Source organism: Roseateles sp. (genome assembly GCF_039929605.1).
Classification (GTDB): Bacteria; Pseudomonadota; Gammaproteobacteria; order Burkholderiales; family Burkholderiaceae_C; genus Pelomonas.
On the sequence record NZ_JBDSQX010000007.1, the window covers coordinates 72,039 to 84,668 of the forward strand.

The 12,630-nt window shown below is 66.3% G+C and carries 18 protein-coding genes and 1 pseudogene; 7 read left to right on the top strand and 12 right to left on the bottom strand.

Annotated features, from left to right (window positions below):
- Positions 1 to 66 precede the first annotated feature (66 nt).
- The 3 genes from galK to ABIS05_RS01065 all read right to left on the bottom strand — a co-directional run bounded on the left by galK (position 67) and on the right by ABIS05_RS01065 (position 2,594).
- Positions 67 to 1,242, bottom strand: a complete 1,176-nt coding sequence (gene galK, locus ABIS05_RS01055; protein ID WP_348013468.1) for a galactokinase — start codon at positions 1,240 to 1,242, stop codon at positions 67 to 69.
- Positions 1,239 to 2,303 carry a UDP-glucose--hexose-1-phosphate uridylyltransferase gene (locus ABIS05_RS01060; RefSeq protein ID WP_348013469.1) on the bottom strand — a complete coding sequence of 355 codons (1,065 nt, stop codon included), beginning with the start codon at positions 2,301 to 2,303 and terminating at the stop codon, positions 1,239 to 1,241. Before ABIS05_RS01060 ends, galK begins: the two co-directional genes overlap by 4 nt.
- A gap of 135 nt (positions 2,304 to 2,438) precedes the next feature.
- Entirely contained in the window at positions 2,439 to 2,594 is a 156-nt protein-coding gene (locus ABIS05_RS01065) for a hypothetical protein (RefSeq protein ID WP_348013470.1), read from the bottom strand.
- Here ABIS05_RS01065 and ABIS05_RS01070 point away from each other — a divergent pair.
- The 6 genes and pseudogenes from ABIS05_RS01070 to ABIS05_RS01095 all read left to right on the top strand — a co-directional run bounded on the left by ABIS05_RS01070 (position 2,593) and on the right by ABIS05_RS01095 (position 7,676).
- On the top strand, positions 2,593 to 2,727 hold the full coding sequence (locus ABIS05_RS01070) for a hypothetical protein (protein WP_348013471.1): 135 nt from the start codon (positions 2,593 to 2,595) through the stop codon (positions 2,725 to 2,727). The two genes, ABIS05_RS01065 and ABIS05_RS01070, sit on opposite strands and share 2 nt — an antisense overlap.
- Positions 2,728 to 3,287: 560 nt before the next feature.
- Positions 3,288 to 3,566: a heavy-metal-associated domain-containing protein gene (locus ABIS05_RS01075; RefSeq protein ID WP_348013472.1), complete on the top strand. Its 279-nt coding sequence runs from the start codon at positions 3,288 to 3,290 to the stop codon at positions 3,564 to 3,566.
- A gap of 1 nt (position 3,567) precedes the next feature.
- Positions 3,568 to 4,056: a hypothetical protein gene (locus ABIS05_RS01080; protein ID WP_407074891.1), complete on the top strand. Its 489-nt coding sequence runs from the start codon at positions 3,568 to 3,570 to the stop codon at positions 4,054 to 4,056.
- 50 nt (positions 4,057 to 4,106) lie between these two features.
- Positions 4,107 to 4,653 (top strand): annotated as a pseudogene (locus ABIS05_RS01085) (methyltransferase family protein); the annotation flags it as partial.
- A gap of 322 nt (positions 4,654 to 4,975) precedes the next feature.
- Positions 4,976 to 7,246, top strand: a complete 2,271-nt coding sequence (locus ABIS05_RS01090) for a copper-translocating P-type ATPase (protein WP_348013473.1) — start codon at positions 4,976 to 4,978, stop codon at positions 7,244 to 7,246.
- 1 nt (position 7,247) lies between these two features.
- The gene (locus ABIS05_RS01095; RefSeq protein WP_348013474.1) at positions 7,248 to 7,676 is read left to right on the top strand and encodes a hypothetical protein; all 429 of its coding nucleotides are present in this window, start codon (positions 7,248 to 7,250) and stop codon (positions 7,674 to 7,676) included.
- A 41-nt stretch (positions 7,677 to 7,717) separates the two neighbouring features.
- On the opposite strand, the gene ABIS05_RS01100 is transcribed toward ABIS05_RS01095, so the two are convergent.
- From ABIS05_RS01100 to ABIS05_RS01125, 6 genes are all read right to left on the bottom strand, one after another.
- Positions 7,718 to 8,185, bottom strand: a complete 468-nt coding sequence (locus ABIS05_RS01100) for a type II toxin-antitoxin system VapC family toxin (RefSeq protein WP_348013475.1) — start codon at positions 8,183 to 8,185, stop codon at positions 7,718 to 7,720.
- A 67-nt stretch (positions 8,186 to 8,252) separates the two neighbouring features.
- Positions 8,253 to 8,621 carry a DUF1428 domain-containing protein gene (locus ABIS05_RS01105; RefSeq protein ID WP_348013476.1) on the bottom strand — a complete coding sequence of 123 codons (369 nt, stop codon included), beginning with the start codon at positions 8,619 to 8,621 and terminating at the stop codon, positions 8,253 to 8,255.
- Positions 8,622 to 8,625: 4 nt separating this feature from the next.
- Complete coding sequence (locus ABIS05_RS01110) at positions 8,626 to 8,781, bottom strand: hypothetical protein (protein ID WP_348013477.1); 156 nt, start codon at positions 8,779 to 8,781, stop codon at positions 8,626 to 8,628.
- Between the two features lie 207 nt (positions 8,782 to 8,988).
- Positions 8,989 to 9,228: a hypothetical protein gene (locus ABIS05_RS01115; RefSeq protein ID WP_348013478.1), complete on the bottom strand. Its 240-nt coding sequence runs from the start codon at positions 9,226 to 9,228 to the stop codon at positions 8,989 to 8,991.
- Between the two features lie 76 nt (positions 9,229 to 9,304).
- Entirely contained in the window at positions 9,305 to 9,832 is a 528-nt protein-coding gene (locus ABIS05_RS01120) for a hypothetical protein (RefSeq protein ID WP_348013479.1), read from the bottom strand.
- Positions 9,833 to 9,858: 26 nt separating this feature from the next.
- A complete protein-coding gene (locus ABIS05_RS01125; RefSeq protein ID WP_348013480.1) occupies positions 9,859 to 10,191 on the bottom strand; it encodes a hypothetical protein in 333 nt (110 codons plus the stop codon).
- 101 nt (positions 10,192 to 10,292) lie between these two features.
- Here ABIS05_RS01125 and ABIS05_RS01130 point away from each other — a divergent pair, with 101 nt between their 5' ends.
- Complete coding sequence (locus ABIS05_RS01130; protein WP_348013481.1) at positions 10,293 to 10,520, top strand: molecular chaperone GroES; 228 nt, start codon at positions 10,293 to 10,295, stop codon at positions 10,518 to 10,520.
- A gap of 203 nt (positions 10,521 to 10,723) precedes the next feature.
- Here ABIS05_RS01130 and ABIS05_RS01135 read toward each other — a convergent pair whose 3' ends face one another.
- From ABIS05_RS01135 to ABIS05_RS01145, 3 genes are all read right to left on the bottom strand, one after another.
- Positions 10,724 to 11,302 (bottom strand): SCO family protein, encoded by a 579-nt coding sequence (locus ABIS05_RS01135; protein WP_348013482.1) that lies wholly within the window; start codon positions 11,300 to 11,302, stop codon positions 10,724 to 10,726.
- Positions 11,299 to 12,027 (bottom strand): formylglycine-generating enzyme family protein, encoded by a 729-nt coding sequence (locus ABIS05_RS01140; RefSeq protein WP_348013483.1) that lies wholly within the window; start codon positions 12,025 to 12,027, stop codon positions 11,299 to 11,301. The genes ABIS05_RS01135 and ABIS05_RS01140 overlap by 4 nt, the downstream gene beginning before the upstream one ends.
- On the bottom strand, positions 12,027 to 12,630 hold a 604-nt coding region (locus ABIS05_RS01145; protein WP_348013484.1), incomplete at its 5' end, for a c-type cytochrome. The genes ABIS05_RS01145 and ABIS05_RS01140, both read right to left, overlap by 1 nt.

Sequence of the window (12,630 nt, forward strand, 5' to 3'; positions counted from 1 at the left end):
GACGATACCCATTCGTCAGCGCCAGCGACGCTCCACGGCCTGCCGCGGCCGCTCGGCGTTCTTGCGTCATGCCGGCATGGCCCAAGGGCCGGCGCCTGCCGACGCCGTGCACAGGTAGCTCACGGCCGCGTGGCCGGCCGGTGAACGGTAGCGCTCGGCCACGGCCGCCATGGCCGCCTCGGCCAGCGCTTGGGACGTCAGCGCGACCACGCAGCCGCCAAAGCCGCCGCCCGTCATGCGCACGCCGCCATGCGTGCCTATGGCCGAGCGGATGATCTCGACCAGGCCATCGATGGCCGGCGTCGTGATCTCGAAGTCGTCGCGCATGGACGCATGCGAAGCGGCCATCAGTTCGGACAGTTGCTGCCAGTCTGAGGTCGCCAGCGCCTGGGCAGCAGCCAATGTGCGCACGTTCTCGGTGACGACGTGGCGGGCGCGGCGGAACGCGGTGGCGTCCAGCCCGCCCGCGCCGCTGGCGAGTGTGGCGAGGTCGATGTCGCGCAGCGCCTTCACACCGAAGTGCCGGGCCGCAGCCTCGCATTGCTCGCGGCGCAGGTTGTATTCGCTGCCCACCAGGCCGCGCTGGATCTTGGAGTCGACGATCAGCACCGCCATGTCCGCCGGCATCGCCACCGCCGTGCCTTCCAGGCTGCGGCAGTCGATCAGCAGCGCCTTGCCGGCCTGGCCGCGCGCACTGATGAGCTGATCCATGATGCCGCAGCGGCAACCGACGAACTCGTTCTCGGCGCGCTGCGCCAGCAAGGCCAGCGTGGTCGCGTCCAGGTCGTTCAGCCCGGCGAGCTGCTTGAAGGCCTGGCCCACCGACACCTCCAGCGCGGCCGACGACGACAGGCCCGCGCCCTGGGGCACGTCGCCGGTGATGGCCAGGTCGGCGCCCACCAGGGAGTAGCCGGCCTGCAGCAGCGCCTGCACCATGCCGCGCACATAGTTGGCCCAGGCGGCGTCTTCGCCACGCGGGGTGATGGGGTCGTCGAGGGAGAACTCGTCCAGCGCCTCGCCCTGGTCCAGCGCGAGCAGGCGCACCCGCCGGTCGCTGCGCGCACGGGCGGCCACCAGCGTGCCGAAGTCGATGGCGCAGGGCAGCACGAAGCCGTCGTTGTAGTCGGTGTGCTCGCCGATCAGGTTGACGCGGCCCGGCGCGCGGGCCACGGCGGTGGGTGCGCCGCCGAAAGCGGTGTCGAAGGCGGCGAGCAGCTTTTGATGTTGGGAAGTTGCGGTCATGGCGTGGTGTCCAGGTAGTGGCGGTCGGGCAGCGCACGCAGGCGCGCGGCGGCTTGTTCCGGGGTCAGGTCGCGCTGCGCCTCGGCCAGCATCTCGAAACCGACCATGAATTTGCGCACGGTAGCCGAGCGCAACAGCGGTGGGTAGAAGTGGGCGTGCAGTTGCCATGGTGCCGGGTCGCGGGCGTCGAAGGGTGCGCCGTGCCAGCCCATGGAGTAGGGGAAGGAGCACTGGAAGAGATTGTCATAGCGCGTGGTCAGCAGCTTGAGCGCCAGCGCCAGGTCGGCGCGCTGCGGCTCGGTCAACTGCGGCAGGCGCTGCACGGCGAAGCGCGGCAGCAGCAGCGTCTCGAACGGCCAGGTGGCCCAGAAGGGCACGACGGCCAGCCAGTGCTCGGTCTGCACCACGACGCGCTCGGCCGCCGCCAGTTCACGGCTGGCCACGTCGAGCAGCAGCGGCCTGCCGTGCTTTGCGTGGTAGTTGCGCTGCTGCTGGTCTTCTGCGGCGGCTTCGGTGGGCAGGTAGTCGGTGGCCCAGATTTGCCCGTGCGGATGCGGCTGGGAGCAGCCCATCACCGCGCCCTTGTTCTCGAACACCTGCACCCAGGCGTGGCTGCGGCCCAGCTCTTCGCTCTGACTGCACCAGGTGTCGACGACGTTGGTGATGGCCGGCACGTCCAGCTCCGGCAGCGTGCGTGAGTGGTCGGGCGAGTAGCAGATGACGCGGCTGGTTCCGCGCGCCGCACGCAGCGCGAAGAGGTCGTCGCCCGCCTGCGCGGGATCGGGCTCGGGCACGTCGGGCAGCAGCGCAGCATGGTCATTCGTGAACACGAAGCTGCCGGCATAGGCCGGGTTCACGTCGCCGCCTACGCGCGTGTTGCCGGGGCAGAGATAGCAGCTCGGTTCGTAGCGCGGCGGGCGCTCCTCGGCCGCGGCCTCCTGCTGGCCTTGCCAAGGGCGCTTGCTGCGGTGCGGCGAGACCAGCACCCACTGGCCGGTCAATGGGTTGCGGCGCCGGTGCGAATGCTCGGTGGGCTCGAAGGTGTCGGTCAGGCGGTTCATCACGGCGGGGCTTTGGAGAGGGAAGGCGGTGGCGGGCGCGCGCTCCAGGGCGGGGGCCAGGCCTGGGCCAGGCATTGCCGTTGTGGCGCGCCCCGGCAATGTACTTATTGTCGACCGGCGCCCTGGGGGCCTCGGTCACTCGCGTCTTGCCGTCGGCCAGCCTGAGCGTCGCCTTGCGGCGGCCGGGCGATGGGCCAGGTCGGTATAGAACTCGGCCGCGTACCAAGCCGCAGGCCGTGCCTCGGTGCGGGCCGACGCCGATGCGGTCGTCTGCGCCTGGAGCTCGGGCATGGGTGGCGGGCAGGCGCTGTCGAGCTGCTGTGGGGCCGTGTGGGCGCATGTGGCGGTGGCAGCGGGTGTGAGCGTCGAGGCTGAGCTGGCGCTGGACCCGGAGCTTATGGAGCTGATCGACGCTGAAGGCTGATGCGTCGTCGAGCCGAGCTTGTTCCATGCGCTGGTTGGTTTCAGCTCCCGGGTGAACCGGTTGATCGAGCTGCCGTCCGAGGTCAGGCCTGCGGTTCGGTAGGGCGCAGACGGATGACTGAGGTGCTGCCGCTGGTTTGCAGTCGACTCTGAACCGGACCTGAATGCGCGGCGCCTGGCATAAAGAGGTCATCGACGCCGGTTTCGTGGACGCGGCATTCATCCCGCACTCTCAGTGAGCGGTTCAAGTCGTCAACTCACAATCGAATGTCAGCTGCTTGAAGCTGCGAACAGAGTCTGGACGTCGGATTCGGCGTACTGCCGGTACCCCGAGTCCGTGCGCTGTGCGGTAGGCAACAGACACAGTGGCGGCTTGGCCGATGTTCAGCATCGCGGGACCTCCTCCAGACTTGAGAGCAACAGTCTAGAGATTCCCACCGCGGGAAGGTCAAGGACGATTTGACGCTACTTGCGCTGTGTCAAGTTTTCGTCCGGTTGCCTTGACCCTCCAACGATTGGAAGGTGGACAGTCAGCGCATCGAACCACCCAAGGAACCTGCGATGCATACCTACCGAGTTGACGACATGACCTGCGGCCACTGCGCCAGCACCATCACCAAAGCCCTCCGAGCGGTTGATACCGGTGCCGAGGTCGAGGTGGATCTGGGGCAGCACTTGGTGCGCGTCGAGTCGAGCAAGGCCGACCCGCGAAAGCTCAGCGCAGCAATCACAGGTGCGGGCTACACACCGGTTTCGGTGGATCTGCAGTCTGTCGCTGCTTCCGCGCCCAAGTCGGGCGGATGCTGTTGCGGCAACGGCGCCTCAAGCTGCCGGACTTGAGATGCATCAAGCCATGACGGCTCCGATGCAGCGATGCTTTCCAAAAATCCTGGAGATGACCATGCGTTCCATCCTCGTTCTCGCTGCTGCTGCAGCCCTCTCCACCGGCGCGCTGGCGCAATCCGACAAGGACCATGCCGCACATCACCCGCCCGGCGCGTCCGCCCCGGCGTCCGCTGCCCCGAAGGCTCCCACACGAGGCCAGATGGACAAGCAGATGAACGCGATGGGGGACATGCACGAGAAGATGATGGCCGCGAAGACCCCTGAAGAACGGCAGGCCCTGATGGCCGGGCACATGAAGACCATGCAGGACGGCATGGCGATGATGGATCAGATGAAGGGCGGCATGGGTGGCAACGCCGGCCGGGGGATGGGCGGTGGCACGGCCACGAGCCCCGAGATGATGGGCAAGCGCATGGACATGATGGAAACGCTGATGCAGATGATGATGGACCGCGAGGGCATGAAGCCCCCGGCCACCAAGTAGCCCTATCGGAGCGAGTCATGGACCACACCAACGACGAACCACCTCCGTTTTGGCGCTCACGCGGGGGCCTCGCGCTCCTGGTGGCTGCGCTGGTCGGCGGATTCCTGCTGACCTCTACCTGCTCTCGGGCTGGCTCGGTACGAAGTTCCCGGGCGTCAATCTGTTCGGCCACGACGCAGGCCACCTCTGGTGGCTGGTGACAGGGCAGCACGGCAATCCGCATTTTGGTGTGCTCCACATCCTGAGCATCGTGGTTCTGTTCGGTGGCTTCATGTTGCTGTCGAATGCGTGGCAGGTGCTGTACCACGCGCAGCGTCGACACCAACTCGCCACGGCCGGCCCCTACCGACGGGTGCGCCACCCGCAGTACATCGGTTTCGTGGCCATCATGTTCGGCTTCCTATTGCAATGGCCGACGCTGCTCACGTTGGCGATGTTCCCGGTTCTTGTCTTCGTGTACGTGCGGCTCACGGTTTCGGAAGAGCGTGACTCGGAGAAGGCCTTTGGCGATGCGTGGCGCGCTACGCTGCCGTCACACCACGGTTCATTCCGCACTTTTCGAAGGACGACAGTGCACGGCCGGTCAGCGACCACTAGAGGCGCTGAACTTGCCGCCGGACTGGGCGCCGTCGTTCTGGGCGCCGGATTGGCGCTGATGCTGCCGGAGTGGTTCCGTGCCTACGCTGCGCCCCTACTGGTCGGAGGCGTTGTCGTTCATGGGGTCGGCATGACACTGAAGTACCGACTGGAAGCCCGTGACGGCTCGCCGCTGTGGTGGGAGCGGGCTCTCTTCTGGCTCTGCTGGGTGTGCCTGGCGGCCCTTGCAGTCGGGAGCGCCGCCGGTCTGGTGCTCCGATAGTGCCGCCTGACCTTTCAATCATGGAAAGGTCGAAACTCCCCACAGGAACAGGAGTGCGCCATGCAACCCTACAGCGGAACGACGGATGACCACGCCCATGCGGGGCACGAGCACCATCAGGGCACGCACGTCATGCCCGACGGCACGGTGATGGCTGGAGCGCATCAAGCGCCAGCAGCAGCGCTCGAATCGACGGTGATCGTGTCCCCGAGCAAGCAGGTCGTATACACCTGCCCAATGCACCCGCAAATTCACCAGATGGGGCCGGGCAATTGCCCCATCTGCGGCATGACCCTCGAACCGGTACTCGCAACAGCGGAGACTGGCGAGAGCCCCGAGCTGCGCGACATGACCCGGCGGTTCTGGACAGGTCTGGCATTGACTGCGCCTGTCTTCGCGCTGGAGATGGGTGGTCACCTGTTCAACATCCACCACCTCATCGCTCAGCAGACCTCGAACTGGGTGCAACTGCTTCTCGGCACGCCGGTGGTCTTGTGGGCCGGGTGGCCGTTCTTCGTGCGCGCGGTGGCGTCAGTGAAGAACCGCAGCCTCAACATGTTCTCGCTCATCGCTCTCGGCACGGGTGCGGCCTGGCTCTTCAGCATCGTCGGCACGCTGGCGCCGCAGCTCTTCCCGAGCGACCTGCGATTGGAAGATGGAGCGGTACAGATCTACTTCGAAGCAGCGGCCGTCATCACCGTGCTGGTGCTGCTCGGCCAGGTGCTCGAGTTGCGCGCGCGCGAGAAAACATCCGGCGCCATCAAGGCGCTGCTCGGTCTGGCGCCGAAGACCGCGGTGAAGGTGGGTCCCAGTGGAATCGACGAGACCGTGCAGGTCGACTCCATCCAGGTCAACGACCTCCTTCGCGTTCGTCCGGGCGAGAAGATCCCGGTCGACGGCCAACTCACTGAGGGCAAGGGCAACGTCGACGAGTCAATGGTGACGGGCGAACCTATTCCTGTTGCCAAGACCGTGGGTTCGAAGGTCACCGCCGGCACGTTGAATCAGACCGGCGGCTTCGTGATGAAGGCCGAGAAGGTCGGCGCCGATACCCTGCTCTCGCAAATCGTGCACATGGTGGCGGCCGCCCAGCGCAGCCGTGCCCCCATCCAGCGCATGGCCGACCAGGTCGCGGGCTGGTTCGTGCCCGTTGTCATCTTGATTGCCGTGGCGACGTTCGGCGTGTGGATGGTCTGGGGCCCCTCGCCGGCGTTCAGCTACGCGCTCATCACGGCGGTCGCTGTCCTCATCATCGCGTGCCCTTGTGCGCTCGGCCTGGCCACCCCCATGTCCATCATGGTCGGTGTCGGCAAGGGCGCGCAACACGGGGTGCTGATCCGCGATGCCGAAGCGCTCGAGCGCATGGAGAAGGTCGACACGCTGGTGCTGGACAAGACTGGCACGCTGACCGAAGGCCGGCCAACGGTCGTTCACATAGCGCCCGCCAACGGATTTTCAGCCGACGACGTGCTGCAGAAACTGGCGAGCGTGGAGCGCGCCAGTGAACACCCTCTGGCACTGGCCATCGTGAACGACGCGCAGGAGCGCAAGCTGGCGTTGTCGGTGGTGACCGACTTCGACTCTCCGGTCGGAAAGGGTGTCGTCGGCACCGTCGATGGTGCTCAGGTCGTTTCCGGCAGCAGCAAGTTCCTCACCGAAAACGGCATTGAGGTGAGCTCGCTGAACCAGTCCGCCGAAGCGCAACGCGCGAAGGCGGCGACGGTCATCTTCGTTGGTGTCGGCGGCAAGCTGGCAGGCTTCGTGGCCATTGCAGACCCCATCAAGGCCACGACACCACGGGCGCTGGAAGCTCTGAAGGCGGCTGGCGTTCGCATCGTGATGCTCACGGGCGATGGCAAGACGACAGCAGAAGCCGTGGGCAAGCAACTCGGCATCGACGAGGTCGTGGCCGAAGTGTTCCCGGAAGACAAGGTCGCGGTGGTGCAGCGCTTGATGAAGGAAGGCAGGGTCGTTGCCATGGCAGGCGACGGCGTCAACGATTCTCCAGCCCTGGCCGCGGCCACGGTCGGCATTGCGATGGGGACCGGCACCGATGTGGCCATGGAGAGTGCTGGCATCACGCTGCTCAAAGGTGACCTCATGGGCATCGTTCGAGCGAGAACGCTGTCGCGCGCAACCATGAGCAATATCAGGCAGAACCTGTTCCTCTCGTTTGCGTACAACGTGGCGGGCATTCCTCTCGCGGCGGGCGTGCTCTATCCGTTCTTCGGCACGCTGTTGTCGCCCGTGATCGCGGCCGCCGCGATGGCGCTGTCGTCGGTCAGCGTCATCGGGAATGCACTGCGCCTGCGGACCGTCAAGGTGGACTGAGATGAGTCAGCCGGTGCGTCGTGGCGCTGCCGAGTGGCTCATTGCGGCCTGCGGCGCCTGGCAGGTCGGGCTGGGGTTGTATTTCATCTTCGTTCGTCCTGCTCTCCTACCGGAGGACCTGCGCTACCTGGGCGTTGAGCCGCAAGCGCTGAAGGCCGCAGTTCCGCTACTCGCAGACTGGCTTGGCAAGGTGTTCACGGTGATGGGCGGCTTCATGGCAGGCGCCGGCGTTTTCATCGCGTATTTCGGTTGGGAGGTAATGCCGCTGCGACCACGCGGGGCGGCAATCGCACTGGCATTGGCCGGCGCCTTGGCGCTCGGGCTGATGAGCGCCGTGAACTTCGCGCTGCACTCGGACTTCAGGTGGCTGCTTCTAATGCCGCCCATAGCGTGGGCGGCGGCTGTGTGGCTCTACGCGCGCCGAGACTGAGCGGCCCTTTGCGAGCACCCGTGCATGTTTCCTCGAAGCGGTCATCGGTGAGCGCCGGCAAGTGGCCGAACAGTGACTTCCGCGATTGCGATGGATCGTCGCCCTTTCGAGGACTTACCAACTGTCACCTCGCCATGCAGCACAACCAGCTTGATTTTCAGCCGCTGTGCATTCCGGCTCAGGACTTCGTTCAGCGTCGCCATGTGTTTTGCCCCAGCAGTCTCGGCACAGGCCAGATGCAAACCGTCGCAGGCGCGTAAGGCACTGGACGGTTCGAGTACCAATTCCGCTGACCGATGGAAGTGGGCGGGTTCGACCGGGAGCAGTCGGAGGTCGGCAGCCACCGTGCGTTCTAAACGGGCCCAGGCACCCTGAGCCTGCTGCACGTCGATGGCGCAGGTGCGCTGCTTGATGCCGAGGGCTCTGGCGAATTCCGGAACACACCAAGCCGCAGCGACGAGTTCACCTTTCTCACGGGCATACCAGTCGGCGACTGCCGCGCTGTTCAACGACAGCAGGCGCCGGACACCCGCCCACGCGCAGTGGCACGCGCAGGGGTGGCATTGCTCCCGGCCTTCAAGCCTTCACTTCAACCACCGGTTCGAAGCCGCCGAGGATCATGCGTTTGCCGTCGAAGGGCATGGGTGGGTTGCCCGGAGTGGACGGGTCCATGCGCGGGTCTTCCATCATCTTCTTCATGCCGGCGTCGCGCGTGGCTTTGTCCGGCCATTCGACCCATGAGAAGGCCACCGTCTCCTCGGCCGTGGCTTGCACGGCGCGGCGGAAGTCGGTGACTTTGCCGTCGGGGACGTCGTCGCCCCAACTCTCCATGACACGGAGGGCGCCCAGCTCGATGAACATCGCGTCGAAGTGGCGCGCGTGCTCGATGAACTTTTGCTTGTTGGCGGTGGGCACCGCGATGACGAAACCATCGATGTAGGACATGTCTTCACTCCTGTTCAGTTGACCGGTCGGCGCACCCGCCGGTGGGCACGTCGCAGTCCTTCGACGAACGACGGGACGCCAAATCGACATGGCGTGGGCGCGCGTCGTGGAACAAGGCCAGGATCTTCGGCCAGAAGGCACCGATCAAGGTCAAGGACATGTGCGCATTCCGAATCCGGCCTCGGCGCCGACGAACGCCCGCGCCCGACTTTTCAAAGGTCACCGGGGCGGCGCGCGGAATGCGCCGTCGCGGCGGCCATGCTGGGTTCGTCCAGCAGTAGCTGGAAACTGGATGTGGCTGCTGTTGCCCATGCGGCGCTGGAAGAAGCGAATTCGCTCCAGCACCGGCGCGATAAGCGCGTGGGGACTATGCGTTGACCTGAGCTCGGAGGGCGCCGCGGATATTCATGGCTGCCAGGCACACCTGCAGCAAGATCAGCGCGTAGGCCTGCGCGTGTACGCCCCAAGTAGTCCAAAGCACATTGCTGGCGAGGAAGAGCCAGAACCCGATCTGGCGTCGGCGCTTCTCTGAAGAGCCGACGAACCAGGCCGCCCATACGGTGACGACCATGGCCGGCCACTGCACTGCATCAAGGGTCAGGTCCATTGCGACTCCCGTCGAATGCCGAAGGCAGTACAACGAAAAGAGGCGGCCAGGCCGCCTCTTCACAGAGGTTGCACGATCAAAGATAGACGTGCTGACCGTTGGCACCATTCCACTCGCGCGCGAAGTGCTCGGCGTCTTCATCGCTCTTGGCGCGAACGCCGACCAGGATGCCGCCGTTCTTGATGCCCTCTTCGTACTGCTTGACGCGTTCCTCGGGCATGTTCCATCCGACTAGCGCGCCGACCAGGCCGCCGCTGGCAGCTCCGGCGCCTGCGCCGGCGATTGCAGCGGCCAGCGGCCCTGCCACAACAAGACCGAGACCGGGGATGGCAATGCTGGTGCCCACCGCTGCCACTGCGGCAGCGATCGCGCCGATCGTGCCGCCGATAGCGCCGCCGATGCCGGCGCCTTCAGCAGCCTTGTTGCCCAGTTCCGTCTCAGTGCCGGCGGGCACGAAGTGGCGGGTGCGCGTTTCGTCAGACATGACGACGTCGACGTCGCTGTTGCTGTAGCCACGGGCGCTGGTTGCGTTGTAAGCGGCTTCAGCGCTGGCGCGGTCGGCGAACAGGCCAGTGACGAGGCGGTTGTTGTTGGTGATGGTCATAAGAACTCCTTAGAAAAGTGAATGAATCAGTTGCGGTCGGGGCGCGGCGCCAGGTTGGCGCTGCGGTTGCCCGATGGCGCGCCCGTCGTGCCGTCAGCGTGGGTCGTGCCCGCGACAGAGGACTCGACCTTGTGACCCGCTTGGCGCGCCCGGTCTGCAGCGGTCGGACCCGTGCGAACAACGGTGGCGACGTCAGATCGTTTGATGGCTTGGTCGTTTGCCGCCTTGGCGGTTTCCGGGGTCACACCGACTGCGTTCGGTTGCGAGGCTGCGGTGGACGGCGTGTCGGCGGGTTGAGCAAAGGCTGTCATCGATGCGACAGCGATGGCCAGCGAAGCAGAGATTCGTGCTGCGTTCATGGTCAGTCTCCGGGTTGCAAGAGAGCTGCACTTTGAATCTGTTGCGCGCCCATGGCCGTGGGCCGTTGTAATGTTCAGTTGTAGGACTTGGCTGGCGCCGAATGGGCCTGATCGCAGTGCAACTTCGAGAAGGGCTGACCTTCAAAAGCGGCCGGACGCGTGCGCAGAAGTTCATGCCGGAACTGCGGGCGCGCATCAGTGCTGGAGAGATCGGCCCGGACGCCATCGTGACGCACGCCTTGCCGACACAGGACGCAGCGCGCGGCTACGAAATATTCAATGAGAAGCAGGAGGACTGCCGCAAGATCATCCTGCGCCCCAGTGCTTAGAACAACGGACAGGCAAGCCAAGCATGAGCACCGTTCGCTATCTTTCGATTGCTCGATTGCTCGATTGCTTGATTGCCCGATGCTGGAAACGCCGCTGGCCGAACTGGAAACTCAGCTCGACCCGGCGCAGTTCTTCCGCGCCAACCGCCTACGCTCCTAGACGCGCGCCGTCGCCGGCTGTGCGGCGGCGGGTAAGAGGCGGCTCAAGGCCTGGCTGGAGCGCTGATCGCCAGTTGCTTGCGCAGGGCGGCCACCATGCGCGCATCAGCGCCCGCCAGCATGCCCGTGCGCGCGGCGATGCGGCCTTCGCCGTCGAGCAGGATCAGTTCCGCGCTGTGGTTGAACTCGCCGTCGGGCAGCGCGCGGTACTGGAACTTCAGCATCGCTGCGATCTTGCGCGCGGTGGCCGGGTCGGTGCGGGCCAGCGTCCATTGCGCGGCGTCCAGGCCGCGCTCGCTGGCCATGGCGGCGAGCTTGGCCGGTGTGTCGCGCACCGGGTCGAAGCTGATCAGCAGCACCTTCACGCGGCCGCGCTCGGCCGCAGGGAGCGCGGCCTGCGTGTCGCGTGCGGCGTCGATGAGCATGGGGCAGACGAACTGGCAGGACGTGTAGAACATGCTGACCAGCACCGGCTGGCCGCGGCCGGTGTCGAGCTTGATGGCCTGGCCGCGCTGGTCGGTCAGCGTCGCGTCGAGCTGGTAGACGGAGTCGCCCGGCAGCGCGAAGGCGGCGCCAGCGAAGCCAAGCCAGCAGACCCAGCTCAGGAGCAGGCGCCGCTTCATCGCCACACCTCACGCGCGCAGCGAAAGCCCAGGCTGCCGGTGCTGTCCCCGCCGCCTAGCGAGGAGAGCAGGGCGACGCGCATCAGCACGGCGTAGTTCTGCCGGTCTTGCAGGTCTATGGCGCCGGCACCGCAGAACTTCAGCAGGTCGGGGTCGCCGGCGCTGCGGCTGTCGGCGTTGACGAGCAGGGCGTTGAAGTCCTCCACCCATTCCCACACCAGCCCATGCAGGTCACGCACGCCGTAGACATTGGCCGCGCCGCCCACCGCCGGCAGTGGCCCGTCGGCCGGCCGCGCATACCAGCCGAGGATGCGCGCCAGCCAGGCCGGGTCGCCGCGCGCATCGGTGCGGGTTGCGTCGGCTGCGGCGGCGTATTCCCATTCATGCCAGGTCGGCAGCCGGCCGCCTTCGACCTCGGCCTCGCAATAGGCCTGGGCCGCGAACCAGCTGACTGCAGTGACCGGCGCGTCGCCTTCGTCGACACCCTGCTGCAGATAGCCGGGGCCGGCGAACACGGCCGGCACGCGGTCCGGCTGCCACTCGCCATGCGTGCTCAGGAACTGGCGGAACTCGGTGCGCGTGACCGGGGTCTCGCGCAACTCGAAGGCGGCGATGCGCGTCGGCTCGAGGTCCGTGTCGCGCGCGAGCACGCTGCTCAAGGTGCCTGCCGGCAGAGGCACGTAGCTGGCGGCGGCGAGGCCCAGCAGCGCCGCAGCGAGGCCCATCAATGCCCCGCCTGGTTGGTGGCGACGGGCTTGGCGGCGCGCTGCTTCTTGACCTCGTCGGCCGAGATGGTGCCGCCCGGGTTGCCCCAGCTGTTCAGCACATAGGTCAGGATGTTGGCGACTTCGTCGTCGTTGAACTGGTTCATCGGCGGCATGACCGAGTCGTAGTCCTTGCCGTTGACCTTGACCTTGCCCGACAGGCCGTGCAGCACGGCGCCGACGGCGCGCTTGGGGTCCTGGCCGAACCAGTCGGACTTGGCCAGCGGCGGGAACACGCCCGGCAGCCCCGCGCCATTGGCCTGGTGGCAGACCGAGCAGGTGCCGGTGAACAGCGCCTGGCCGGCGGCGATCTGCTCCTTGACGGTGAGGGTGCCGGTGGTTGCCGCTGCCGCGGCGGTGGCGACGGCCTGCAGGTTCGGTTGCGCGCGCTCGCCGATGTAGACCGCATCGACCTCCTTGCCCGAGTAGATCGCCTTGTTCTCCGGACCGTCGGCCTTGAGGATCGCCAGTGCGCCCTTGTTGAAGGCGCGGAAGATCGCGTGATCGACCATCACGTAGCTGCCGGGTACCTCAGTATGGAATTCCACAATGGCCGCGCCGCCC

Excerpts from the sequence above, each read along its gene's own strand:
- ABIS05_RS01070 (WP_348013471.1), top strand. The coding sequence starts at position 2,593 with ATGGGTGGCGGGCAGGCGCTGTCGAGCTGCTGTGGGGCCGTGTGGGCG.
- ABIS05_RS01110 (WP_348013477.1), bottom strand. The coding sequence starts at position 8,781 with ATGTCCTTGACCTTGATCGGTGCCTTCTGGCCGAAGATCCTGGCCTTG.
- ABIS05_RS01080 (WP_407074891.1), top strand. The coding sequence starts at position 3,568 with ATGCATCAAGCCATGACGGCTCCGATGCAGCGATGCTTTCCAAAAATC.
- ABIS05_RS01060 (WP_348013469.1), bottom strand. The coding sequence starts at position 2,303 with ATGAACCGCCTGACCGACACCTTCGAGCCCACCGAGCATTCGCACCGG.
- ABIS05_RS01115 (WP_348013478.1), bottom strand. The coding sequence starts at position 9,228 with ATGGACCTGACCCTTGATGCAGTGCAGTGGCCGGCCATGGTCGTCACC.
- ABIS05_RS01135 (WP_348013482.1), bottom strand. The coding sequence starts at position 11,302 with ATGAAGCGGCGCCTGCTCCTGAGCTGGGTCTGCTGGCTTGGCTTCGCT.
- ABIS05_RS01140 (WP_348013483.1), bottom strand. The coding sequence starts at position 12,027 with ATGGGCCTCGCTGCGGCGCTGCTGGGCCTCGCCGCCGCCAGCTACGTG.
- ABIS05_RS01120 (WP_348013479.1), bottom strand. The coding sequence starts at position 9,832 with ATGACCATCACCAACAACAACCGCCTCGTCACTGGCCTGTTCGCCGAC.
- ABIS05_RS01075 (WP_348013472.1), top strand. The coding sequence starts at position 3,288 with ATGCATACCTACCGAGTTGACGACATGACCTGCGGCCACTGCGCCAGC.
- ABIS05_RS01065 (WP_348013470.1), bottom strand. The coding sequence starts at position 2,594 with ATGCCCGAGCTCCAGGCGCAGACGACCGCATCGGCGTCGGCCCGCACC.
- ABIS05_RS01090 (WP_348013473.1), top strand. The coding sequence starts at position 4,976 with ATGCAACCCTACAGCGGAACGACGGATGACCACGCCCATGCGGGGCAC.
- ABIS05_RS01105 (WP_348013476.1), bottom strand. The coding sequence starts at position 8,621 with ATGTCCTACATCGATGGTTTCGTCATCGCGGTGCCCACCGCCAACAAG.
- ABIS05_RS01095 (WP_348013474.1), top strand. The coding sequence starts at position 7,248 with ATGAGTCAGCCGGTGCGTCGTGGCGCTGCCGAGTGGCTCATTGCGGCC.
- ABIS05_RS01130 (WP_348013481.1), top strand. The coding sequence starts at position 10,293 with ATGGGCCTGATCGCAGTGCAACTTCGAGAAGGGCTGACCTTCAAAAGC.
- galK (WP_348013468.1), bottom strand. The coding sequence starts at position 1,242 with ATGACCGCAACTTCCCAACATCAAAAGCTGCTCGCCGCCTTCGACACC.
- ABIS05_RS01125 (WP_348013480.1), bottom strand. The coding sequence starts at position 10,191 with ATGAACGCAGCACGAATCTCTGCTTCGCTGGCCATCGCTGTCGCATCG.